The sequence below is a fragment of the Nesterenkonia lutea genome (assembly GCF_014873955.1).
GTDB classification, from domain to species: domain Bacteria; phylum Actinomycetota; class Actinomycetes; order Actinomycetales; family Micrococcaceae; genus Nesterenkonia; species Nesterenkonia lutea.
Genome location: NZ_JADBED010000001.1, coordinates 1,266,097 through 1,289,083 on the forward strand (window position 1 = coordinate 1,266,097; position 22,987 = coordinate 1,289,083).

22 protein-coding genes and 2 pseudogenes are annotated in these 22,987 nt (G+C 66.9%); 8 read left to right on the forward strand and 16 right to left on the reverse strand.

Features of this window, described 5'->3' with window-relative positions:
- Positions 1–307 precede the first annotated feature (307 nt).
- The 3 genes and pseudogenes from H4W27_RS05795 to H4W27_RS05805 form a co-directional block, all read right to left on the reverse strand.
- Positions 308–694, reverse strand: a pseudogene (locus tag H4W27_RS05795) (ATP-binding cassette domain-containing protein); the annotation flags it as partial.
- A 186-nt stretch (positions 695–880) separates the two neighbouring features.
- The gene (locus H4W27_RS05800) at positions 881–1,603 is read right to left on the reverse strand and encodes an ABC transporter permease (protein ID WP_192595088.1); all 723 of its coding nucleotides are present in this window, start codon (positions 1,601–1,603) and stop codon (positions 881–883) included.
- 44 nt (positions 1,604–1,647) lie between these two features.
- On the reverse strand, positions 1,648–2,532 hold the full coding sequence (locus H4W27_RS05805) for an ABC transporter ATP-binding protein (protein WP_192595089.1): 885 nt from the start codon (positions 2,530–2,532) through the stop codon (positions 1,648–1,650).
- Positions 2,533–2,680: 148 nt separating this feature from the next.
- Here H4W27_RS05805 and H4W27_RS05810 point away from each other — a divergent pair, with 148 nt between their 5' ends.
- Positions 2,681–3,844 carry a sensor histidine kinase gene (locus H4W27_RS05810; protein ID WP_192595090.1) on the forward strand — a complete coding sequence of 388 codons (1,164 nt, stop codon included), beginning with the start codon at positions 2,681–2,683 and terminating at the stop codon, positions 3,842–3,844.
- Complete coding sequence (locus H4W27_RS05815; protein ID WP_192595091.1) at positions 3,841–4,443, forward strand: response regulator; 603 nt, start codon at positions 3,841–3,843, stop codon at positions 4,441–4,443. The genes H4W27_RS05810 and H4W27_RS05815 overlap by 4 nt, the downstream gene beginning before the upstream one ends.
- A 113-nt stretch (positions 4,444–4,556) precedes the next feature.
- Here H4W27_RS05815 and H4W27_RS05820 read toward each other — a convergent pair whose 3' ends face one another.
- From H4W27_RS05820 to leuS, 4 genes are all read right to left on the reverse strand, one after another.
- A complete protein-coding gene (locus H4W27_RS05820) occupies positions 4,557–6,959 on the reverse strand; it encodes a DNA internalization-related competence protein ComEC/Rec2 (protein WP_192595092.1) in 2,403 nt (800 codons plus the stop codon).
- Positions 6,959–7,816 (reverse strand): helix-hairpin-helix domain-containing protein, encoded by an 858-nt coding sequence (locus tag H4W27_RS05825; RefSeq protein ID WP_192595093.1) that lies wholly within the window; start codon positions 7,814–7,816, stop codon positions 6,959–6,961. The genes H4W27_RS05820 and H4W27_RS05825 overlap by 1 nt, the downstream gene beginning before the upstream one ends.
- Positions 7,817–7,983: 167 nt before the next feature.
- Positions 7,984–8,979, reverse strand: coding sequence for a DegV family protein (locus H4W27_RS05830; protein ID WP_192595094.1), 996 nt, complete (start codon positions 8,977–8,979; stop codon positions 7,984–7,986).
- A gap of 7 nt (positions 8,980–8,986) precedes the next feature.
- Positions 8,987–11,542: a leucine--tRNA ligase gene (gene leuS / locus H4W27_RS05835; RefSeq protein ID WP_318782189.1), complete on the reverse strand. Its 2,556-nt coding sequence runs from the start codon at positions 11,540–11,542 to the stop codon at positions 8,987–8,989.
- A gap of 77 nt (positions 11,543–11,619) precedes the next feature.
- On the opposite strand from leuS, the gene H4W27_RS05840 reads away from it, so the two are divergent.
- A complete protein-coding gene (locus H4W27_RS05840) occupies positions 11,620–12,642 on the forward strand; it encodes an alpha/beta fold hydrolase (RefSeq protein WP_192595095.1) in 1,023 nt (340 codons plus the stop codon).
- Here H4W27_RS05840 and H4W27_RS05845 read toward each other — a convergent pair.
- Positions 12,639–14,657 carry a primosomal protein N' family DNA-binding protein gene (locus tag H4W27_RS05845; RefSeq protein ID WP_192595096.1) on the reverse strand — a complete coding sequence of 673 codons (2,019 nt, stop codon included), beginning with the start codon at positions 14,655–14,657 and terminating at the stop codon, positions 12,639–12,641. The two genes, H4W27_RS05840 and H4W27_RS05845, sit on opposite strands and share 4 nt — an antisense overlap.
- Before the next feature lie 119 nt (positions 14,658–14,776).
- Here H4W27_RS05845 and H4W27_RS05850 point away from each other — a divergent pair, with 119 nt between their 5' ends.
- Positions 14,777–15,457: a TVP38/TMEM64 family protein gene (locus tag H4W27_RS05850; RefSeq protein ID WP_225939019.1), complete on the forward strand. Its 681-nt coding sequence runs from the start codon at positions 14,777–14,779 to the stop codon at positions 15,455–15,457.
- Position 15,458: 1 nt separating this feature from the next.
- On the opposite strand, the gene H4W27_RS05855 is transcribed toward H4W27_RS05850, so the two are convergent.
- A complete protein-coding gene (locus H4W27_RS05855) occupies positions 15,459–15,620 on the reverse strand; it encodes a hypothetical protein (RefSeq protein WP_192595097.1) in 162 nt (53 codons plus the stop codon).
- A 256-nt stretch (positions 15,621–15,876) separates the two neighbouring features.
- Here H4W27_RS05855 and H4W27_RS13920 point away from each other — a divergent pair, with 256 nt between their 5' ends.
- Positions 15,877–16,134: a helix-turn-helix domain-containing protein gene (locus H4W27_RS13920; protein WP_225939306.1), complete on the forward strand. Its 258-nt coding sequence runs from the start codon at positions 15,877–15,879 to the stop codon at positions 16,132–16,134.
- Positions 16,070–16,328 (forward strand): annotated as a pseudogene (locus tag H4W27_RS13995) (IS30 family transposase); the annotation flags it as partial. The gene H4W27_RS13920 and the pseudogene H4W27_RS13995, both read left to right, overlap by 65 nt.
- An 18-nt stretch (positions 16,329–16,346) precedes the next feature.
- On the opposite strand, the gene H4W27_RS05865 reads toward H4W27_RS13995, so the two are convergent.
- Positions 16,347–16,946, reverse strand: a complete 600-nt coding sequence (locus tag H4W27_RS05865) for a TetR/AcrR family transcriptional regulator (protein ID WP_192595099.1) — start codon at positions 16,944–16,946, stop codon at positions 16,347–16,349.
- 117 nt (positions 16,947–17,063) lie between these two features.
- On the opposite strand from H4W27_RS05865, the gene H4W27_RS05870 reads away from it, so the two are divergent.
- Entirely contained in the window at positions 17,064–18,008 is a 945-nt protein-coding gene (locus H4W27_RS05870) for an alpha/beta hydrolase family protein (protein ID WP_192595100.1), read from the forward strand.
- 162 nt (positions 18,009–18,170) lie between these two features.
- On the opposite strand, the gene H4W27_RS13565 is transcribed toward H4W27_RS05870, so the two are convergent.
- Positions 18,171–18,809, reverse strand: coding sequence for an EamA family transporter (locus H4W27_RS13565; protein WP_318782190.1), 639 nt, complete (start codon positions 18,807–18,809; stop codon positions 18,171–18,173).
- Here H4W27_RS13565 and H4W27_RS05880 point away from each other — a divergent pair.
- The gene (locus tag H4W27_RS05880; RefSeq protein ID WP_192595102.1) at positions 18,760–19,005 is read left to right on the forward strand and encodes a hypothetical protein; all 246 of its coding nucleotides are present in this window, start codon (positions 18,760–18,762) and stop codon (positions 19,003–19,005) included. The two genes, H4W27_RS13565 and H4W27_RS05880, sit on opposite strands and share 50 nt — an antisense overlap.
- A 41-nt stretch (positions 19,006–19,046) precedes the next feature.
- On the opposite strand, the gene metK is transcribed toward H4W27_RS05880, so the two are convergent.
- The 5 genes from metK to mihF form a co-directional block, all read right to left on the reverse strand.
- Positions 19,047–20,264: a methionine adenosyltransferase gene (gene metK / locus H4W27_RS05885; RefSeq protein ID WP_192595103.1), complete on the reverse strand. Its 1,218-nt coding sequence runs from the start codon at positions 20,262–20,264 to the stop codon at positions 19,047–19,049.
- Positions 20,265–20,307: 43 nt separating this feature from the next.
- Positions 20,308–21,615: a bifunctional phosphopantothenoylcysteine decarboxylase/phosphopantothenate synthase gene (locus tag H4W27_RS05890; RefSeq protein WP_192595104.1), complete on the reverse strand. Its 1,308-nt coding sequence runs from the start codon at positions 21,613–21,615 to the stop codon at positions 20,308–20,310.
- Positions 21,616–21,691: 76 nt separating this feature from the next.
- The gene (rpoZ, locus tag H4W27_RS05895; RefSeq protein ID WP_192595105.1) at positions 21,692–21,955 is read right to left on the reverse strand and encodes a DNA-directed RNA polymerase subunit omega; all 264 of its coding nucleotides are present in this window, start codon (positions 21,953–21,955) and stop codon (positions 21,692–21,694) included.
- A complete protein-coding gene (gene gmk, locus H4W27_RS05900; protein ID WP_192595106.1) occupies positions 21,952–22,557 on the reverse strand; it encodes a guanylate kinase in 606 nt (201 codons plus the stop codon). Before gmk ends, rpoZ begins: the two co-directional genes overlap by 4 nt.
- 26 nt (positions 22,558–22,583) lie before the next feature.
- Positions 22,584–22,904: an integration host factor, actinobacterial type gene (gene mihF / locus H4W27_RS05905; protein ID WP_192595107.1), complete on the reverse strand. Its 321-nt coding sequence runs from the start codon at positions 22,902–22,904 to the stop codon at positions 22,584–22,586.
- Positions 22,905–22,987: the final 83 nt, after the last annotated feature.

Consider the following 22,987-nt stretch of genomic DNA (forward strand, 5'->3'; position numbering starts at 1 on the left):
CCCTCTGGCCACAGCGCCGGGGGCGTTCTTGGGGAGGACGGTGTCACCATCTTTCAGGGTGGTCGTCCTCATGGTGTGCAGCGTACGGCTGCGCTTGCGCGGTCGTTGCGTATGTCGTCAAAAGACTGCCTCTTCGATGAGCTCGTAGATGCTCGCGCGGTTGAGGTCGGCAGCGTGGAAAACTAGCCCGTCACCCCTCTCTGGGGGCTCTACTGCGGCATTCCGCACGCACGTTGCGGCGAGATCTCGCTCCGGCGCAGACATGATGACGAGACCGATCACGGTTGTGTCGGAACCGACCGCGTTGGGAGAAACCGCCGACGCGCTTCTTTGCCACTGGTCCGAGGCCGGTCAGTTCAATGACCTCGTCCACGCGGCTGTTCGGGATGCCATGGGTGGCTGCCATCGCCCGGAGGTGGTTGTAGGCAGAGCGCCTGGTGTGCACTGCCTTCGCGTCCAGGAGTGCGCCCACCTCACGCAGAGGGGCTTTGTGCTGCGCGTAGTGGCGGCCATTGACCGACACGCGACCCCCGCTTGGGCTGTCCAGGCCCATCATCATGCGCATGGTGGTCGATTTACCTGCACCGTTCGGGCCGAGAAAACCTGTCACCTTGCCGGGTTGAACTGTGAACGAGACGTCATCTACTGCCGTCTTGGTGCCGTACTTCTTTGAGAGTGATTGAGCTTCAATCATGGTGTTTTCCTTCGTTGCTTGAGTTTTGGTCGTCCAAGAGAATTCAGCCACGGAGGTAGGAGTGCACTGGTGTTCGCCCACCGGACCATCCTGGCGGGGACACCTGCCTCATGCATCCCCCTCGGGGCTGACTCGAGCGGATCAAGCCGTCACAGTGACGTCCTCGTCCGTGGACCCAAGTGAGTCCTAGTGGCGTGGTTCCCAGCGGAAGAAGCGCTTGGCCAACAGGACTCCGATCAGCACCCAGGCCAGGGTCGGAGGCAGCAGCAACAGGTTCTCCACCAGGTCGGTGCCGCCGTTCCAGGCATTGATGGTCAGCTCCGTCGCGGCACCGCCGGGCAGTGCTCGCTTGAGCATGCCCAGCTCTTCAGTGCCGGTGAACCCGATCCAGAACGCCACCGCTGATGTGCCCAGCGTGACCGGAAGCGTGGTCACTTGGGCGTGTTCCGGTGAGGTGGTGATCCCGGTGGTGGCCAGCGCCAGTCCAAGCATCATCAGCACCAGGGAGAGCCCGGAGACGATCAGCAGCGGGATCTCTGCGGGGAGTTCGGTGAGCACTGCCAGCACGGTGAGCACTGCGGTGACCTGGATGATCCCGATCAATGCCGGAGGCCCGAGGATCCCGGCCAGGGCGGCGGTGTCGCTGACCGCTGTGGAGCGCAGCCGCTTCAAGAACAGCGTCTGCCGGCGGGCAGCCAGGGTGGTCACGGCCGTGGTGTAGAGGCCCATGCTGATCAGGATCATCATGAAGACCCCGGCGAGGAATCCCATGCCCGTCGGGAGTTGACTGAAGGTCTCGCGCTGGGCGATGAACAGCAGGCTCAGGCCTACTGGGATGATGGTGGCGCTGAAGAAGACCATCCGGTTGCGAATGATCTGTTGAAGCTCGCTGCGAGCAATGGTGAGCATGGTGTGGTCCTTATGCTGTGAAGAGATCAGGTGTGGTGTGCGGGTCAGTTGCGGGTGATGGAGCGAAAGACGTCATCGAGTCGAGTGGGTCCGGCGTCGAGGTCGTGCAGCTCGGTGCTGGTCGACTCGGCCCAGGAGAGCAGCGTGTAGAGGTCTTCCTGGAGGCCGTGGGTCTCGATCAGCCGTCTGCCGCTGCCCGACAGCGCGCTCTCCAGGGGCAGGGCCGGGGCGTCATCGTTGAGGGTGAAGCTGATGTGCCCGGGCAGGGTCTGGGTCAGCTCGGTGACGGTTCCCTGCATTCTGAAGGCGCCCTCATGCATCAGACCGATGCGGTCAGCGCGCTGCTGAGCCTCCTCCAGGTAGTGGGTGGTCAGCACGATGGTCGCTCCGTCCTCGCGCAGCCGGTCCACCACGTCCCAGAGGTCATCGCGGGACGCGACGTCGAGTCCGGTGGTGGGTTCGTCGAGGAAGATCAGCTCCGGTGACCCATAGATGGCGGTGGCGAAGTCCAGTCGGCGCTTCTCACCCCCGGAGAGCGCGGAGACTCGAGTCTCGGCCTTGTTGGTGAGCCCGACGACGTCGAGCACCCGGTCAGGGTGATCCTTCCTTCCGGTCAGACCGCCGATGAGAGTCAGGGTCTCCATGGCGCTCAAGTCGGCGGAGAATCCGCTGTCCTGGAGCATGATGCCCATGCGCGGGCGGACAGCCTTGCGATCGCGTGGGTCCTCCCCCAAGATGGTCACCTTGCCGGAGGTGGAGGCGCGGTGGCCCTCGATCACCTCCAGCGTGGAGGTCTTTCCCGCGCCATTGGTGCCGAGCAGGGCGTAGAGCTCTCCTCTTTGGACATCGAAGGTGAGATCTTTGACTGCGTGGAAGTCGTCGTAGTTGACGTTGAGACGTTCGACGTTGATGACTGTGTCTGAGTTCATGCCTCTATTTCACGCCTGAACGGGCTTGCGCGGCAGTCATAGATTGTCACCAGCGGGCATGACGTTTTGTCACTTCTGCGGCGTTGAAGGATCCGGGAGGATGAAGGGACATGAAACCACGTGAGACCGTCCTGCGGGGCAAGAGCTGATGTCCTCGACCTCCACCTCTACCTCGACCTTGAACTCGAACTCGACCTCTATCGCGGCACAGCGGCGCATGCACCGGGCCACGGTGCTCACCACGGTGGTGGCCATCGCACCGGTGGCGCTGGCCATTGTGGCCATGACCTCCGAGAGCTGGCGGGAGGGCCTCGGTTTCAGTGTGGGCATATTACTGACCTTCTTGGTGCTGCTTGAATTTGAGCCTGCACGGCATCCGAGGTCCACCGGGCTCGCCGTGGTCTTCTCCTTCCTCGTCTGGATCATCTGTGCCGCACTCGCACTGAACCCGGTGGCGTTCTTCGGCGCGGCGATGCTCAGCGGAGTGCTGATCCCCCAGCTGCGACGACGGCCTCTGCTCTGGATCATGTGCCTGGGTCTGGTGATTGCGCTCATCGGCGGGCTGTACTTCCTGACCGAGCCCCTGACCTGGACCAACCTGGTGCGATACGTGCTGATCCCAGGTGGGCTCAGCGTCTTCGCGGCCGCGGTGATCCTGATGATGCACAGCTACTGGAAGATTCTGCGGGACCTCGAGGTTGCCCAGGAGGCCGAGGCCGAACTGGGCATCATGCGCGAGCGGATGCGCTTCGCCAGCGACCTCCACGACATCCAGGGGCACACCCTGCACGTGGTCAACCTCAAGATCGCACTCGCGGAAGAACTGGTCACGCGGGACCCCGAGCGGGCCATGACCGAACTGCGCGAGGTATACACCCAGGTGGAGGAGACGATCCGAGAGACGAAGAACCTCGCCTACGCCCGGCGCAGGCTCAACCTCCGCGCGGAGCTGGAGAATGCGCGGAACCTCTTGGAGGCCGCCGGAGTGGCAGTGCGCATCGCCCGACACGGCGAGGTCGCGGACGGCCTCAACGAGCTGCTCGGACAGGTCCTGCGCGAGACGACGACGAACATCCTGCGCCACGCCGACTCAAGCCATGTCACGATCACGATCTCCGAGACCGGGATCGAGATCATCAACGATGGCGCGGGGCCCGGTCCGCTGCCCTCCCTGAACGGTCTGGAGACCCTGCGTGCACGGGTGGCAAACGAGGGTGGGGCGCTCACCGTGGCGCGGTCCCAGGGAGAATTCCGTACCGCGGTCCAGTTTCCGCGAGTGAGGGCAGCACCAGAAGAGTCGAGCCGGTCATGATCAGTGTCGTACTCGTCGATGACGAAGCCCTGCTGCGCTCCGCCCTGGCGTCACTTCTGCCGCTGAAGGCCGACATCAGGGTCGTGGCCGAAGCCGCGGACGGGGCGTCCGCGGTCGACGTCGTCATGGCACAGCACCCCGACGTGCTGGTCATCGACCTCGAGATGCCCGGCACTGACGGGCTCACGGCCGTGGAGATGATCCTTCGACGGCGGCCCGAGCAGGTGGTGCTCATGCTCACCCGGCATGCCCGGCCAGGAGTGCTGCGCCGCGCGCTCAAACTCGGCGTCCGCGGATTCCTCAGCAAATCCGCCCATCCGAGCCTGATCGCTGAGGTGATCGAGACCCTGCACGCCGGCAGACGCTGGATCGATCCGGACATCTCCGCGCTGGCTGTGGTCGATGATTCCCCGCTGACCGACCGGGAGCTCGATGTACTGCGCGAGACGCTGGAAGGTTACTCCGTCGGTGAGATCGCCGGTCGCCTCTACCTGGCCGAAGGAACCGTGCGCAACTACCTCTCCAATGCCATGCACAAGACCCAGACCCGCAATCGCCGCGAGGCAGCCCGATACGCACGATCCAGAGAATGGCTCTGATGGTGGATGCTGACATCGGGCGCTGGCTGGGTCGATTGGTGGAACATCCATCGCCTTCACGGGCCCGGAGACTGCATCAGGTGACTCCATCGCGACGACTGAGGCGGGCTTCGTCACGGCACAGCCGAGGCATCCAGCCCTTCTGCGTCTGCGGTGATGACCACGGTGCCGTGGACGTCCGTGCGGTACACGGCGGCGCCAAGGTCCGCCAACGCGTCCAGGATGCTCGTGGAGGGGTGGCCATACCTGTTGTCCTCCCCCACCCCGATCAGCGCCACCCCGGGACGAGTCGCCTGGAGCAGCTCGGTACCGCCGTTTGCGGCACCGTGGTGGGCCACCTTCAGCAGATGCACCTCCTCGGGCAGACCTTCACTTCGCATCATCGCCGCCGCGGCCTCTTCCTCGAGATCCCCGGTGGTGAGCAACGTCAACGGGTCCTCGAGTGACCCCACCGCCGCAGCAGGCAGTTCGGGGTCACCGATCTCGAAGACGGCCACCAGGGAGTTGTCATTGGCCTCGGGGTGCTGAGTGTCGGCTGACCAGACTCTGAGTCGGATATCAAGACGCTGCGCAAAATGCAGGGTGTCGCCCGGCCTGGCGCGGTGCACCGTCACGCTCTCCGGAAGAGCCGCGACAGCTTCGACCTCGACGTCGAGGACCCATTCTTCGCTGGATGAATACAGCACCATTGCCGGCTCGTCCGTTGCGATCACGCCCTCCGCGCCGCCGTAGTGGTCGCGATGTTCATGCGTGAACAGCAGCGCCTCGACCGTGTTGATCTGCAGGCGCTCCAGGCAGTCTCTCGCAAGATCCGGCTCCTCCCCGGCGTCCACCACGATCCCAGCGGACTCCTGCGTGCGCACGACGAGCATGTCACCCTGGCCGACATCACAGAGCGCCACTCGCCAGCTCGCCGGCAGCCCCGTGGGGGCGAGAACGGCGGCGGGCAGCACCACTGCCAGCACCGCACCGGCAGCCGCCGCCAGCACCCCGGCCTGCCAGCGCCGAAGCCGGCCCACCAGGCCGACGACGAGCACAACGGCGGCCCCGATGTAGAAGAACGTGAGCGCGACCCCGACCCACCCTTCTGGCCACGGCGCCAAGGCCTGGGGAAGCGAGGAGGCGGCTCGGCCGATCAGGCCCAGACACGCTGCGGCGAGCCCACAGCACCAGAGGATGGCCGTCGTGGCCGAGGGCAGCAGGGTGGAGATCACCGCCGCGAAGGTGCCCGGAACGGTCACGAAGGGCACGAATGGTGCGGCCAGGACATTGGCCGGCACCGCGTAGGTGTTCACCCCCGCAGCCAGCGGCAGCAGCACCGGCGTGACAAACAGCTGCGCCGAGAACGCCAGGGCCAGCGGCGCGGCGAGCAGCGCCGGCAGCACCCGTTGAAGCCGCTGACGAAGCGGCGTCCCGATCACCACGATCCCGGCGGTGGCCGCCGCAGAAAGCTGAAAGGCCGGTTCCGTGGCGTAGTACGGGTCAAAGATCAACAGACCCACCACGCACAGGCACAACAGTGAGAACGCTGACCTGCCCCGTCCGGCGAAGAGCGAGAGCGCCGCGACGGAGCCCATCACCCCTGCCCGGATCACGCTCGGCTCAGGGTGTACCAGCAGCACGAAGAGCACCAGTCCGATCAGCGCCACCGGCACCGCCGACCACCGGGGCAGGCGAAGCAGCCGCACCAGACCCATCAGACTCCCCATCACCAGTGCGCAGTTGGCTCCGCTGACTGCAGTCAGGTGGCTGAGCCCGGCCTCGCGCATCGCCTCGCTGAGTTCCGCGTCCTGCAGGGAACGATCGCCGAGAATCAGTCCAGGCAGCAGCCCCGGGGCGTCACCGAGGGCATGGCTCGAGGCCTCGGCAGTGGCCGTGCGCAGCCCGTTGAAGACCTCCGCGACGTCGGTCCAGCGGTCGGCGGGCAGCTCCTCCAGCTGCTCGCCGTAGGGGAAGACGACCGCGGTCGCGCGCTGACCGTTCTCGGCGGGGGTGAGCTGGGCAAGCCCCTGGTATCGACGTCCTGCGGTGAAGGGGAGATCGGGCCCGGTGAGCTCTTCGATGATGACCACCGATGCGTCCAGCGCCGACGGGACCTCCCGATCAGTCCAGATCGCCTGTTCCACGACTGCCTCGCCCAGCACCTGTTCGGCTCCCCCGAACCCCCGCTCTGACAAGAGCTGTGGCTGGCCGGTGACCCGCAGGGTCACTGTCACAGGCGCCTCTGACTCCACGGCCTGGTGCCAGCCCCGGGCGCTGAGTTCACGCGCGTCTGCTCCGACCGTGAGCGCCACCAGGCCCGCGACCACACAGCAGAGCAGCACATGCAGCGGCGTCGGGTCCGTGAACAGCCTGTTCAACAGCCAAGCGGTCAGCGTCAGCAGAACTCCTGCCACGACCAGGGTCCACCCCAGCTGAAGGGCCTGCGCCCAGGGGAGGTGGACAGCCGCCAGGGCCGACGCCCAGGCTGCCAGCGCCGCGGGGAGCAGGCGAAGATCCAGCGGTCTGGAAGTCATCACCAGGTCACCAGGTCCTCCACGTCGGTGAGGATGACCGGTCCGATCCCGCTGACGGCGGCCAGCTCCTCCAGGGATCCGAACGGGCCGCTGGTCTCCCGATGGGTGATGATCCGCTCGGAGAGGGCGGGGCCGATGCCCGGGAGCTGCTGCAGAGTCTGCGCGTCCGCGGTGTTGAGGTTGATGAGCTCCGCTGGTCCCTGATCCTCGGGATGCTCGGAGCCGGACGTCTGTCCGCCTCCGGACAGGTGATCCCCCGGCTGGCCGGGCGGTCCTGTCCCCTCGCTGATCTCCTCCGGCGTGGGCACCCAGATCAGCGTTCCGTCCTGGACCAATGCGGCCAGGTTCAACCCCGCAGGGTCAGCCGCCCTGGTCATGCCTCCGGCGGCCTCGATGGCTTCATGCACGCGGGAACCGGCAGGCAGCTCCACCACCCCGGGCTTCGCCACGGCACCGCCGACATGGACCACCGCCGAGCTGGCGACCTCCTCGCCCGGGCCGGCAGACCCGGCCTCCGTGCTTCTGCGCCCCGGCCCAGGCGTCTCCTCACCTCCGGCAGAGGCGGGCCGGTCCCCTGCCGAGTCGTCCCCCGACTGCCCCCGCGCCTGGGCCGGGAGGTCAGCCGAGGAGTCTGCGTCCGGCTCCCCGTTCACCAGCTCAGGCGGGTCCGGCACCGGTGCGGCGGCGGGCACGGTGCTGCTGAGCCAGGAGACCGCGAGCCAGGCCAGGAGCGCGACCACGATCACACTGACCCCGGCGAGCTTGAGCCGGATTCGGGCAGGTGCGCTGTGCGCGGCCTCTCGCTGCGCGCGAAGCCGCTCCCGCCGCGTCTGCTCCTCCTCGGGCCAGGCTTCCATACAGCCAGGCTAGGAGCACTCAGGACAGTCCGGGGCAGGCCGGCATGGAGCTGTGCGCGGCCGGGCCCGGCGTCGTCGTCATAGGCGCGCTGGGGAAAACTCTCCGGACGCCGAGGCCGAGGTTCGGCGGCGGTTCAGTGCAGCATGCGTTCGCGCCACCAACAGGCTCAGGACGCGCGGGCGGGGCTGAGCGACACAGCCACGGCCCCGAGGCCGAGGTGGGCGCCCAGGGCGGGGGGAAGGTCGACCACGGGAACCGGCGCGGCGGAGAGCGGCTCCAGCGCCACGGCCAGCTCCAGCGCCTGGAGGTCGTTGCCGAAGCCGTGCACTGCCAGGCGGGGGGATTCCATGGCGTGGGCCTGCTCCGCGACGCGAGCCTGGAGCCGTTCCAGTGCTCTGGCCATGGTGCGGGGGCGTTCCACCGGGTGGATCTCGCCGTCCACGAGCTGAAGCAGCGGCTTGACCCAGAGCAGACCGCCGATCAGGCTCGCCATCGCATTGATCCGCCCGCCGCGGCGAAGCTGGTCCAGCTGGGGCAGGACGAAGAGCGATTCGGAGGCTCGAGCGGTGTCAGCGGCGACCTCGGCCACGGCCTGCAGCGTCCCGCCGAGCTGGGCGGCCATCGCGGCGTCGATGACGCTGTGACCCAGTGCCAGGCCGGCCTGAGCGGAGTCCACCACGGTCACCGGGAAGTCCAGCTGTCCAGCCGCCAGCCGGGCAGCCTCAACTGTTCCGGACAGCTTGGCGGAGAGATGGATCGACACCACTCCCGCGTAGCCCTGGTCCTGGAGCTGCTGATAGGACTCGAGCAGCCGTCCCGGAGAGGGACGCGAGGTCCGCACGGCGGTGCCCTGCGCCAGCGCCAGCGGCAGGTCCCGGTCCAGCTCGGCGCTGGTCTCCGGGTAGATCTGCTCGCCGATCATCACCGGGATCGGGATCGAGACGATGTTGGCTCCGACCTGTCCCAGCAGGACCTCCTGCGTGCGCCTGTCCACAGGCAGCGAGCAGGAGGAGTCCGTGACGATCGCGATCCGCCCCTTCTTCCGGCGCAGATTGGGCTTGCGCCCGGGGACTGCGGCACGCCGTCGCAGCAGCTCGGCCTCGACGGCGCTGCGCCATCGGACCAGGCTCTGCTGGCAGCGTTCCCCGGGCCGATCGACCATCAGGACATCAGCCCGTCACGACGTTGACCAGCTTCGGCGCGCGCACGATGACCTTGCGCACTCCCCCACCCTCGGTGATGTACCTCTGGATCTTCGGCAGGGCCAGCGCCCTGGTGTGCAGCTCAGCCTCCGTGATGTCCGCCGGGACCTCGATCTTCTCGCGCAGCTTGCCCTTGACCTGGATCACCGCGGTGACGGTGTCCTGGACCAGCAGGGCCTCCTCCACGGCGGGCCAGGAGGAGTTCGCCACAGAGGGCTCGTGGCCGAGCATCGACCACATGTCCTCCGCGGTGTAGGGGGCCACCAGGGAGAGGATCTGCGCGGTGGTCTCGGCCGCCTCACGGACGGCTGGATCGGCGGCGCCGGCCCCGGAGTCGATCTCCTTGCGCGCAACGTTGACCAGCTCCATCACGCGAGCGATCACCACGTTGAACTTCTTGTCCTCCACCAGGTGTGCCGCGTCCTGGATGGTGCGGTGGGTGACCGCGCGCAGTCCGGTCGCCCCGGCCGCCGGGGCGGCGCCCCGTGCCGAGGTCACGTCCTGCGCCAGCCGCCAGGCGCGCGCCAGGAATTTGGCCGAACCTGCCGGCGAGACGTCGGCCCAGTCCACATCGTCCTCGGGAGGGCCGGCGAAGACCATCGTGAGGCGCACGGCGTCCACCCCGTAGGAGTCGAGCTGCTCGCCGAGGTTCACCCCGTTGCCCAGGGACTTGGACATGGCCTTGCCTCCATTGAGCACCTGACCCTGGTTGAGCAGGGCCTTGAACGGCTCGGTGAAGTTCACCAGTCCCAGGTCGAAGAGCACCTTGGTGAAGAACCGCGAGTAGAGCAGGTGCAGGATGGCGTGCTCCACGCCGCCCACATACTGGTCGACCGGCAGCCACTTGTTGATCTCTTCGCTGGGGAAGATCTGCTCGGCGTTGTTCGGGTCGATATAGCGCAGGTAATACCAGGAAGAGTCCACGAAGGTGTCCATGGTGTCCGTGTCCCGGGTGGCCGCGCCGCCGCAGCGGGGGCAGTCCACATTGACCCAGTCGGAGGCACCGGCCAGCGGGGACTTGCCCTTGGGAGCCAGCTGTTCACCGCGCATCCCCGTGGGCAGCTTCACCGGCAGCTGGTCCTCGGGCACCGGAACCTCGCCGCAGACCCCGCAGTGGATGATCGGGATCGGCGCACCCCAGAAGCGCTGACGGGAGAGCAGCCAGTCGCGCAGCCGATAGTTGATCTTGGCTTCACCGACGCTCCGCTCGGCCAGCACATCGATGGCGCGGGCGATCGCGGCGTCCTTGCCCAGCCCTTCCCAGGCCGGGGAGTTGATCGCCGTTCCCTCCCCCGCCGTGGCGGTGCCGGTCGCGACCGGGTCCTCCTCGCCGGTGTCCACCACCACGCGCACCTCCAGGCCCATGGTCTGGGCGAACTCCAGGTCACGCTGGTCATGCGCGGGCACGCCCATGACGGCGCCGGTGCCGTAGTCGGCAAGCACATAGTCCGAGGCCCACAGCGGCAGCTCGGCACCGGTGATCGGGTGCACCGCGTGGCGGCCCAGGAACACACCGGTGCGCTCCCGCTCCGCAGACTGGCGCTCGATGTCCGAAACGCTGCCCAGAGCCTGCCGGTAGGACTCGAGCTCGGCACGCCGATCCTCCGTGACCAGCTCCATCGCCAGGTCGGCGTCGGCGGCGACCACCATGAAGGTGACCCCGTAGAGCGTGTCGGGACGCGTGGTGAATACCTCCACCGGAGGGTGGTCCGCACCGCCCTCGGCTGGCGTGATCTCATAGCGCACCGAGGCGCCGGTGGAGCGCCCGATCCAGTTGCGCTGCATGGAGAGCACACGATCCGGCCAGTGGCCCTTCAGCTGCTCCATGTCCTCGAGCAGCCGGTCGGCGTAGTCGGTGATCTTGAAGTACCACTGGTTCAGCGACTTCTTGATCACCGCGGTGCCACAGCGTTCGCAGGCGCCGTCGACGACCTGCTCATTGGCGAGCACGGTCTGGTCCTTGGGGCACCAGTTGACCGGGGAGTCCTTCTTATACGCCAGACCCTTGCTGTAGAACTGCAGGAACAGCCACTGGGTCCAGCGGTAGTAGGACTCGTCGGAGGTGTGCAGCCGACGGCTCCAGTCGGTGCTGATCCCGTAGCGCTTGAAGGAGGCGGCCTGGGTCTCGATGTTCGCGTAGGTCCAGTCTGCCGGGTGCGCATCGTTCTTGATCGCGGCGTTCTCGGCCGGCAGCCCGAAGGAGTCCCAGCCGATGGGGTGCAGCACGTTGTAGCCGCGCAGCCTCGCATAGCGGGCGGGGATGTCACCGATGGCGAAGGCCTCCGCATGGCCCATGTGCAGGTCCCCGGAGGGGTAGGGGAACATGTCCAGCACGTACTTCTTCTCGCGTGAATCGTCCGGATCCACCACGAAGGTGCCCTGCTCCTCCCACAGGGGCAGCCAGCGGGCCTCCATCTCCTGGAAGGAGTACTGCTTCTTCTCCCCGTCCTGGGTCACTGCGGATTCTGCGGCGGGCTGAGTCGCAGTGGTATCGGCTGCAGCAGTTTCGCTCGCGTTGCTCACCTGTGGGGCACCTCGTGGTCGATGGGTCGAGTCTTGAACCCCGCCAGTCTAATGGAGTTCCCAGGTAGGCTGACGCAGTGATCCGCGCGTGGACCGAGCATCCGGCTCGAACAGGAACCAGACAGCAGGTCCCGCTGGACTTCGTCTCCCCCGGCGACGACGGCGCGACCCGGCTGAGCACGTCGGTGGCGCTCTGGCACTACGCTCCAGAATCCACCCCGGCTCCGGCAGATCCCGCCCGATCGCCGAGCCGGTCTCCGCGGCTGCTGTTCATCCATGGCTTCCGCGGCGACCACCATGGCATGGCGCTGATCGTCGACGCGCTGCCGGACTATGAGATCTTCGTGCCCGATCTGCCCGGGTTCGGTGCCACCGCGCCGCTGCGGCGGAACTCCGGCGGGCGGGCGGAGCACACCCTGCAGGTCTATGCCGCCAGCGTGGAGGCGCTCGCACAGCAACTGGGGCTCGGCGATGACGATGTGCTGGTGGGTCACTCCTTCGGATCGATCATCGTCGCCGCCCACGCCGCCGCAGGCCCAGTCACGGGCCCAGTCACGGGCCCAGTCACAGGCGCAGGCACAGCGTCGCGGCGCTGGCGTGGACTGGCACTCTTCGCTCCCATCAGCAACGACATCTTCACCGGTCGACTCCTTCCCGGAGCGGCCGGTGTGGACGCCTACTATCGCCTGACTCGCCGGCTGCCAGAACGCTGGGCCGAGGCCGTGCTGCGCGCGCCGATCGCTCAGGCGGTCACGAATCGTTCCATGATCGTGGCGCGTGAGCCGGAGGTCATCGACTACATCCGCGACCAGCACCGCCAGCATTTCAGCGGCTACGCCGACCCGCAGACGCTCCTTCAGGCCTATTGGGCCTCGAGTCGACATACCGTCACGGAGTTTGCTCCGGCGCTTCAGCTGCCGGTGCTGCTGGTTCCCGGCGCACAGGACCAGCTGAGCACTCCCGCCGGGCAGCGCGCGCTGCGAGATCTGCTGCCACAGGGTCACGCTGAGGTGCTGCGTGACACCGGGCACCTGCTGCACTACGAGAAGCCGGCCCCGGCGGCTCGCGCCCTGCGTCGGTTCCTCCTCAGCCTGGACTAGAACTGCAGGCTGAGCACGTCATCCATGGCGATCCGCAGTCCCCGACCACCGCGCGCTGCTCCTGGTGGGGCGGCGCTGTGCGTGCGGCGGATGCGGCGGATCTCGGTGACCACCGCCCTGGCCTCGGCATAGCCGAAGAACAGCAGATAGCGGTGGCGTCCGTCCTCCAGGGCCGAGGGTCCGATCCAGCTCCTGCCTTCAGGCAGCTGCACCTGGGCGAGGAACGCCTCGACCTCGGCAGGGTCTCCGGTGAGGCTGAGCATCCGTTGAGCCGGGGGAAGTCCCAGCTCCAGGCGGTTGTATAGCTCCCGTCGGGCGTAGGAGACCGGGTCCCAGCGCACCATCGCGGAGGTGAGCTCCTCGGCCTCGGCGGTGATCACCACAGTGCCCTGGTCCTCTCGGTGCGAGCGCACCAGGGTGGCGGCTCGAAACCAGCGGGAGAGCACCTGACGCGGAACGTCGAGTCCCTCCCGACTGAGCTGGGTGTCCCCGTCCAGCAGCAGCGCAGCCGCGTAGCCGGTCCGTGCCACCGGCTCCACCCCGGGAGTGGACACCACCAGGGCGGGGTCCTCTCCCACCTGAGCGATCGCGTGGTCCGAGGTGGAGGAGATCACCGGAGTGTTGGGGAAGGCACGACCGAGCTCCTGCGCGGTGCGGTCCGCGCCGCGAGTTCCGGCCCGGAAGGTGGTGGAGCCGCATTCCGCGCATCGGTGGTTCCGGTAGTGCAGCCCGCACCAGCGGCATTTCAGGGTCCGCGACTGGCCGTGATGGGCAGGCAGGCTCAGCGGACCGTGGCACTGCGGGCACTGCTGGCGGGTGCGGCAGCGTTCACACTGCACCGCCGGGATGAATCCGCTGCGGGCGACCTGCACCAGGACCGGTCCATGCTGCAGGCCGTCCCGGGCGGCCTGATAAGCCGCCGCTGGCAGTCGGGCCTGCCGGAAGGCCGGTTCCCGCTCCTGCTGATAGGAGTCCGCGGTGGCGATCATCCGCGGTGCTGCCGCCCGCCGCTGATCGCGTGCAGGGGCTGTCTCGGTGAGCCATCCACGTTCGACCAGACGCTGCACCTCGAGGCTGCGCGAGGTGGAGAGCATGACCAGCTCCGCCCCGGTCTGCACCGTGCGCAGCAGGGCCACCTCCCGGACGTGGTGATAGGGGGCCCGCGGCTCGGCGTGGGTCGATTCGAAGTCCTCGAAGATCACCAGCAGGCGCAGCCTGGCCACGGGAGCGAAGATCGCGGAACGGGTGCCCACAGCCACGCGTGCCTGGCCGAAGCGCAGCTGGAGAAAAGCGCGGTAGCGCGCGGAAGGTCCCATCTCGGCAGTGAGCTGGACAGCCACGCCGCTGCCGAGCTGCGCGGTGAGCACCTCCATGAGAGAGTCCACGTCGCGCTGATCGGGCACCACGATGACGGCATCACCCTGCCCGCGCAGGCACTCCTGGACCCGTTCCAGCACCTGCCCGGTCCAGGACAGCTCCCCAAAGGACTTCAGCGCCAGCGCGGCGACGCGCGGGCGAGCGTCCCCGGCCTCGAGCACGGGGCTGGGCGCGCGCAGCCCTGCGTAGTCCTTCTCCACCCGCGCCGCGCGGGGCGGAATCGCGGCGCGGAGCACGTCAGCAGTGACTCCGGCCCCGCGCTCCGCGACCTGTTGAGCCAGCTCCAGGATGTCCTCGGCGAGCACGGGCAGCGCGGTGACCAGCTTGGTGATCAGGGAGAGCCGGGAGGTGGTGGCCGGCTCCTGTTTGCGGCGCAGCACATAGCCGGTCATCTCCCGCCCGGAGAATCTCAGCTTCACCCGGCAGCCGGGGACGACCTTCTCCGCCAGGTCGATGGGAACCACATAGTCAAAGGGCCGGTCCAGATGCGGAACGGCGGATTCGAGCAGAACCTCTGCCACGGGGAGATCAGCGGCGGCGCCGGCGGGCAGCGCGGGCGCCGGGGCTGGGGCGAGGGAATCCAGCAGGGCAGGCTGGTTCGACCTCGTCTCCGCTCCGGGAGCAGGCTCCTGCGCCACGCCGAATCACCTCCTTGCAGAGCTCCTGCAGTGATTTCCACTGCCCTGAGATCGTATCTCGCACCAGGGACACGCTCAGTGCCCGAGAACCCGAGCCTCAGGTGCGTAGAGTTGAACGAATGAGTGAGAAGTCCCTCCGCCCCCCGTGGGGATCGTTTCTGCGAAACACCCTGCTCATCGTCGTGCTGCTGGGGATGCTCTACGCCGCGTTCAACCTGCGGCTGCCCTCGGTGGAGGAGCTGCAGAGCCGGATCGAAGCCTATGGGTGGGCCGGCTGGCTCGCGTTCGTGCTGCTCTACGCAGTGGTGGCGATGACGCCGATCCCGGTGACGATCATGGCGGTGAGCGGCGGGGTCATCTTCGGGGTGCTCGAGGGGAGTCTGCTCTCGGTCATCGGAGTGCTGGTCGGCTGCTGGGCTGCCTATCACCTCGCCCGCGCCCTGGGGACCGAGGCGGTTCGCCGTCTGCTCGGCTCACACGCGGAGACCGTGGAGACGCACCTGGAGGACACCGGGTTCCAGGCAGTCTGCGCCCTGCGCCTGATGCCCGGGGTGCCCTACTGGCCGGTGAACTACGGCAGCGGCGCCTTCGGCGTCAGTCAGCGGGACTTCGTCGTGGCCAGTGTGATCTCCACGGTGCCGGGGCAGGTCTCCCTCGTCGCACTCGGCGCCTTCATCGCAGAACCCTCGGTGACGTATGGCCTTGTGGTCGGTGTCGCGTGGACAGTGGTGATCGCGATGACCGTCTGGGCGTACCGCAGCTGGCGCGGCACCTCCCGCCGCCCGTTCCCCGGGGCCTGACTCAGCGCACGGCGACACCATCTGCCTGCAGGTCGATCGGCTTGTCCCGACGGCGCAGGCGCCTCCCGCCCAGGAGGGAGAGACCGTTGCTCAGCACGACCAGAACGATCCCCGCCCAGCCGCGCGAGTCGATCTCCCCCCGCAGAAAGACCCCGCCCAGCACAGCTTGAGTTCTATGGGTCGTTGCAACGCCAGAAAATTTGGGAGTTGAAATGTTCGAGATTCGGGATGCCCGCACGCCGCAAGGGCGCAGGGCACCGTGGGCGGAGCGGAAACACTATTCTGAACTCATAGATCAGGGGTTCAGCAGTTCGGCAGCGTGCCGAATTGTCGGCGTGAATGAAAAGACTGGCCGTGAGTGGAGAAACGGGCAGTCTTCCCGTTCCCGCACGGCACATTTGCCCCTCAATCACCCGAGGATGGCACCAGTGCGGTCGGCGAGTCACTCAAAGCGTTATCTGTCGGAGGATGAGCGCATTGCTATTGCCGACGCATTGAAATCAGGGGTGGCAGTGCGCGCGATCGCGCGAAGTCTGGGCCGGTCTCCCTCTACTATCAGCCGAGAAATTCGCCGGAACCGGCACGTTCGGACCGGCTACCGTCGTCAAGCTCGTCCACCTACCGACTGGCCACGACTCGATCTCAGTCCGAGAGGCGCTGATCGCGGCGATGGGTGAAGTTCCTGCTCATCTCCGCCTAGCACTGACCCGGGATCAGGGATCGGAACTCGCTCGGCATCACGAGGTCGCTGCTGCGACAGGCCTATCCATCTACTTCTGCAACCCGGGCAGCCCGTGGCAACGCGGTAGCAGTGAAAACACGAAATGGGCTGTTACGCCAGTACTTTCCCAAAGGAAGCAGTCTTGCGCTCCCTATCGAGAAGCTGGCCTTAGGGAGTTCCTCGGGTTAGTAGGCCCGAGATGAGTAGTTGCACCAGGGTGGTGGCGTCATATCTGGTGTCGCTTGCTGCTCCGATGCAGAGGTTGCCGATGCCTTTGAGGACGTTGTACGCGTCGATCGGCGGAGCAGTGTCAACGGACTGCAGCGCTGCCTCGAGGAGTGAGTCGCAGACAGGGACGAGACGTCCGACAAAGTAAGTGTGTAGAGCGTCGGACCCGGCACTGTCTCCTTGTAGGGCGCTAGCGAGTCCGTGCTTGGTGACGAGGAACTCCACGAACAAGGCTACCCATGCACGTAGGGCTGCCTCGGGCGTCGCGCTCTCGGCGAGTAATCGTGGGCCTGCCTCTGCACAGGCCTCGACTTGGTGTCGATACACCGCGACCACAAGGTCCGGTCGTGTCGGGAAGTGGCGGTAGATGGTCCCCACTCCGACGCCTGCCTTCGCAGCGATCTCCCGGACCGGAGCTTCGACTCCGGACGTTACGAACACTGCTGCTGCTGCGTCGAGAAGTCCCTGCTGATCTCGGCGCGGACGACCTACCTGCTGGGTCCCGGCAACGCGTGACTGCTCACTTTGAGTATCAGCCATGTGCCCCTCACTAGATGGTTTGATCGTACTTGCATTTCGGATCAGCGTTCCGTATTGTTACGGAACACTGCTCCGATAACCAGTATTGCAGAGCGCAGCCTCAGGAAGGAACATCTCATGGCTTCATCACTCCTCCACTCATTGGGCAGCATCATCGGTGCCGGCACTCCGGTCGTCTCCGTCGCTCCCATTCAGCTGATCGCCCCAGATCGACCGGTCCCGCTGGCGGTGCGAGTATCTGCCCCGGCAACCGGCACGAACCTCCCCGTCGTCGTGTTCTCCCATGGCAACGGCTGGAACCTCGACGGATACGCGCCGCTCACCACGTTCTGGGCATCGCGCGGGTTCGTCGTGATTCAGCCCACGCATCTGGACTCCCGCCGGAATGGTTTCGGGTTCGATCACCCGGTGTTCCCGACGATTTGGACCGAACGGATCGCAGATCTCACCCGCATCCTCGACCAGCTCGACACCATCGAGGCTGCCGTACCAGGTCTGGCCGGCCGCGTGGATCGAAGCCGCGTCGCCGCTGCCGGCCACTCCTGGGGCGGACAGACCGCGCAGTCGCTCCTCGGAGCACGGATCCTCGACGAAGCGGGCCACGTCGGCGAGGACATGTCCGACAGTCGCGTCACCGCGGGCATCCTCTTCGCCGCGACGGGCGTCGGTGGCGATGACCTGCACCCGTTCGCGAAGGCCAACTTCCCGTTCATGCGCCCCTCCTTCCATGAACTCACCACTCCGACGCTCGTCGTCGCGGGCGACCACGACCAGTCCAAGATGTCCAGCCGCGGACCCGACTGGTTCACCGACGCCTACACGTACAGCCCCGGTGCAACCGACCTCCTCACCTTCTACGGTGCCGAGCACTCGCTTGGCGGGATCGTCGGATACGAAGTCGCCGAGACCACCGACGAGAACCCCGAGCGGGTCGCCGTCATTCAGCGAATGAGCACCGCCTACCTCCAAACCGGCCTGCACGTCAATGAGAACAGCTGGGTCGCTGCCCGCGCCGCATTCAAAGACGCTACCGAACCCATGGGTCACCTCGACAGCAAGTAAGACATCACAGCAAGATCTCTCGCCCCTCACCTATTGAGACGGCGAAAGGTCTTGCTGCGGTACCCCACGACAAAGCGAAGACCAGAAGCTCCCGCCGTACACGGCAGGAGTTTCTGACCTAATCTCGCTTCAGGGAACCCCTCTTGCGACGACTCGTGGAATTCACACAGCGGCGAACAGGGGATTCAGCGACATCCCGAGTCCGAACATCAGCGGCGTGACATGTCTGAGCACGATCAGATCCAGGGCATATCGCACAGCCGTGGCCAGAAGGCCCGCCACAGCGGCGTAGACATAGGCTTCGGGCGGGAGCGCCACCTCCCAGAGGATCACCACCGAGATCGGGACCATGACCGCCGAGGAGATCAGCGTCGCCACTGCCGTGCCCTGAACGCCCGGCACCTTCCTCCCCACGAGACGGTCGGTGAGGATATATCCAGCCCAGCAGCATGCCGCCGCGGCCGCGAGCCCGAGCCCCAGCAGATCGCTCGTCGGTCCTGGACGCGTGAGCAGAACCACTCCCCCAGCGCCAGCACAGCACAGATGAGATCGCGGCCTCGCCGCGACACCAGCAGCGCCACGGCGCGCCACTGTGTGCCGGTGAAGCTCCAGAACCGCGGCCGGGAGACGGCGCAGAGCACGATGCTCGCGACCACCTGGCGGGCCGCGACGTGCCCTGCAGCGCACCTGGGCGCAGCAGCAGCCCGAGCTCCAGCTGGATCTGATCCGCAGGGCCGGTCCCACGGCTGGCTTGGCGGAGGGCCTGGTCGATGCGGCGATCGTTCGACGGGCAGCTCCCACAGGGCGCTTCGACTCAGCTCTGGTGGGGATCGAGCGCCGAGTGACCGCCTTTCCGGCCGAGGACAGGTGGGCGGGGCGTCGCAAGATCCGCTCAGACGCCCCGGCCGTGGAGGTCAGACTGGTCTGGCACCGCGGCGAACATACTCCTGCCATCGCCAAGCTGCGCCGAATGCTGACCGAACTCTATGCAGCCTGAGAAGCTGCTGCGGCCCGATGTCCCGCAGGTGAGCTCCGGACTCAGGCGGTGAAGAAGGACTTCAGCGCGTCGACCCGGTCGAGCCGCTCCCAGGGGAAGTTGTCTCCCTCCCGGCCGAAGTGGCCGTTCTTGGAGGTCTCCCGGTAGATCGGGCGCAGCAGGTCGAGATCTTCGATGATCCCCAGCGGGCGCAGGTCGAAGACGGCGTCGATGGCGGCCGAGATCTTTACCGGGTCGACCTTCTCGGTGCCGAAGGTCTCCACATAGATTCCCACCGGATGCGCGCGGCCGATCGCATAGGCGATCTGGATCTCGGCGCGATCGGCGAGACCCGCGGCGACCACGTTCTTGGCCACCCAGCGCATGGCATACGCTGCGGAGCGGTCCACCTTCGAGGGATCCTTGCCGGAGAAGGCGCCTCCGCCGTGGCGGGAGAAGCCCCCGTAGGTGTCCACGATGATTTTGCGTCCGGTCAGGCCAGCATCTCCCACGGGACCGCCGACCACGAAGGGCCCGGAGGGATTGATGATCTCCGAGAGGGCTCCCAGGTCCAGATCCGTGCGCTGAAGCACCGGGGCGATCACCTGTTCACTGATGTCGCCGCGCAGCTGCTCCTGCGAGACATCGGCTGTGTGCTGGGTGGAGACGACCACGGTGTCCAGGCTGACCGGTCGGTCGCCGTCGTAGCCGATGGTGACCTGGGTCTTGCCGTCCGGACGCAGATAGGCGAGCTGACCGTCCTGTCGTACCCTGGTCAGCTGGGCGGAGAGCTGGTGCGCCAGCGAGATCGCGCTGGGCATGTAGCTCGGGGTCTCGTTGGTCGCGTAGCCGAACATGATGCCCTGATCGCCGGCGCCCTGGGCGTCCCGGCGGTCATCTGCTCCCCCGCGGGCCTCCATGGAGTTGAAGACCCCGGCGAAGATCTCGGGAGACTGCTGGCCGATGGAGATGGACACACCGCAGCGGGCCCCGTCGAATCCGTTGGCCGCAGAGTCGTAGCCGATGTCCAGCAGCGTGCTGCGCACGATCTGCGGGATCTCCACATAGCCGGAGGTGGTGACCTCGCCGGCCACATGCACCAGTCCGGTGGTGGTCAGCGTCTCCACAGCCACTCGGGAGTTTGCATCCTCGGCGAGAAGCGCATCGAGGATCGCATCGGAGATCTGGTCACAGATCTTGTCCGGATGGCCGATCGTCACCGATTCGGAGCTGAACAGACGCAGAGAGGATGCCGCTGCTGGGGCGTTGGAGTTCGTCACTGGGCAATCCTACGCGAGCCGCATCGGCGCTCGAGCAGGTGCTTCACACGACGTAAGCAGCGGCCGCGGCGAGGATCGCCTCGGCGGCCTGGCGCTTGGTGCCACGCATGCTCACAGGCTCCCCGCGGTTCGCGTCCTGCGCCTGATCGCTCAGCTCCGGTGAGCTCAAGATGTGGATCTCGGTCTCATCGCGTCCGAAGACCAGGTTCTCCCCCACCTGGTTGAGCACAAGCAGGTCGCAGCCCTTGCGGAGCAGCTTGGCCCGGGCGAGTTCCAGCGGCTCGGCATCGGCGCTGCCGGTCTCTGCGGCGAAGCCCACGATGACCGTCGGCCCGGTTCCCTGCTGCGCGCGGCGCTGGACCGTCTCGGCGAGGATGTCGGGATTGCGTTCCAGCGTGATGACTGGGTTCGTGCCGTCCTCGGTCTTCTTGATCTTCTGTGCGGCGTAGTCCGCGGGGCGGAAGTCCGCCACGGCTGCGGCCATCAGCAGGAGATCGGCACCGTCGGTCGCGCGCTCCACGGCCGCTCGCAGCTGGGCTGCCGTCTCGATGTGTTCGGCGGTGATGTTCGGAAGGTCTGGGGCTGTCACATCCATGATGCCGGCGATCAGGTGCACCTGGGCGCCTGCGGCGGCGGCGGCTTCGGCCAGGGCGAGACCCTGCTTGCCCGATGAACGATTGCCGAGATAGCGCACCGGATCCAGCGGTTCGCGGGTGCCCCCGGCGGTGACCACGACTCTGCGGCCCAGCAGGGGCGGCTGCGCCTCGGAGTCGGGCGCGTCGAAGGTGCCGGCGAGCGGCGCACTGGCCCCGCCTGGGCCCTGTGCGACGGCGAGCAGCTCGTTGACCCGGACATGGATCTCTTCAGGCTCCGGGAGCCGTCCCGGGCCGGTGTCCTTGCCGGTGAGGCGACCCACGGCGGGCTCCATGACTTCGAGGCCGCGGGAGCGCAGCGTGGCCACGTTCTCGGCGGTGGCCGCACTGGTCCACATCTCGGTGTGCATGGCAGGGACCAGCAGGATGGGCGCTTCGGTGGCCAGCAGCGTGGTGGTCAGCAGGTCATCGGCCATGCCTGCACGCACGCGGGCGAGCAGATCGGCGGTGGCCGGCGCGACGACGATCAGGTCCGCCTCCTGGCCGAGGCGCACGTGGCGGACTTCATCGATCCCGGAGAACACCGAGGTGGTCACGGGCCTGCCGCTGATCGCTTCCCAGGTCGCGCGACCCACGAACTGCTCGGAGGCCGGGGTGGGGATGACGTCGACCTGGTGGCCGTCCTCGCGCATGAGCCGCAGCAGGTGCACGGCCTTATAGGCGGCGATGCCGGCACTGACTCCCAGAACGATGCGCATCAAATCAGGTTACCTCTGCGCCGGCTGGGCCGGCGCTGTGACAGGCGGGACTGCGCCCAGGCGGTTGAGACGGTGCTCAGGAGGCCGGGTTCACCGCGGGGTGGTTGACCAGGAGGTCCTCATTGATCTCGCGCAGCGAGATCGACATCGACTTCTCATTGAGCTTGGTGTCCACCAGCGGGCCGACGTACTCGAAGAGGCCCTCGTGCAGCTGGGCGTAGTAGGCGTTGATCTGGCGGGCACGCTTGGAGGCGAACAGCACCAGGGCGTACTTGGAATCGCTCTTCTCCAGGAGGGAGTCGATCGACGGGTAGATGATGCCTTCGAGCTGCTCAGTCACTTCGGGAGTCGTCCTTCAGATTGGGGTGATGCATGGGTGAAGCCCATGCGGGCTACAAGTTCGGCTGCGGCACGGTCGAGCTCGTCGTTGATGATCGAGACATCGAACTCCTGCTCTGCAGCAAGCTCTATCTTAGCTGTTTCCAGCCTGCGCCGCTGTTCCTCCTCAGATTCGGTCCCGCGACCCACGAGCCGGGAGACCAGGTCTTCCCAGGACGGAGGCGCCAGGAAGACGAACTGCGCCTCCGGCATCGTCTGCCTCACCTGGCGGGCGCCCTGCAGATCGATCTCCAGCAGGACGAGCTTGCCGGCGGCCAGGGCGGCGTCCACCGTGGTGCGCAGCGTGCCGTAGCGGTGCTTGCCGTGAACCGTGGCCCACTCGAGGAAGTCGCCGTGCGCGACGAGCTCGTCAAAGCGCGCAGCATCGATGAAGTGATAATCAACACCGTCGATCTCGTTGGGGCGCGGCGGGCGAGTCGTGGCTGAGACCGAGAAATGGACCTCCGGATAGTGCGTGCGGATGAATCGGCTCAGCGTCGACTTGCCGACAGAGGTCGGGCCGGCGAGAACGGTGACGGCGGGACTGCCGGGGACTGCTGACAATGCACTGGCTCCTTGGGCTCGGACGATCAGCCCAATTCTGCCAGATACTCCTTCAATGCCCGCCTCTGCTTGACGCCGAGTCCGCCGAGGCGCCGGTTCACGGAGATTCCCAGGTCCTCCAGCACCTTGGTGGCGGTCACCCGGCCCACCCCGGGGAGAGACTCCAGCAGCTCCAGGGTCTTCAGCCGGGCCACCGCCTCGGAGCTGCCGGCACGTTCGAGGACCTCGTCGAAGCCGATGCCCGAGTTGCCGAAGTCCTTCTTCAGCTGGGCCCGCTCGACTCGCGCGGCCAGTGCCTTGCGGCGGGCGGTGTCCCGCTCTTCCTTGGTCAGTTCGCGCAGTGCCACGGTGATTCCCCCAATGGACGTGGAACAGTCGGTTCGCATGGATCACTGCCGACTGCGCCAGGCTTATATGGTGCAGAATCTAG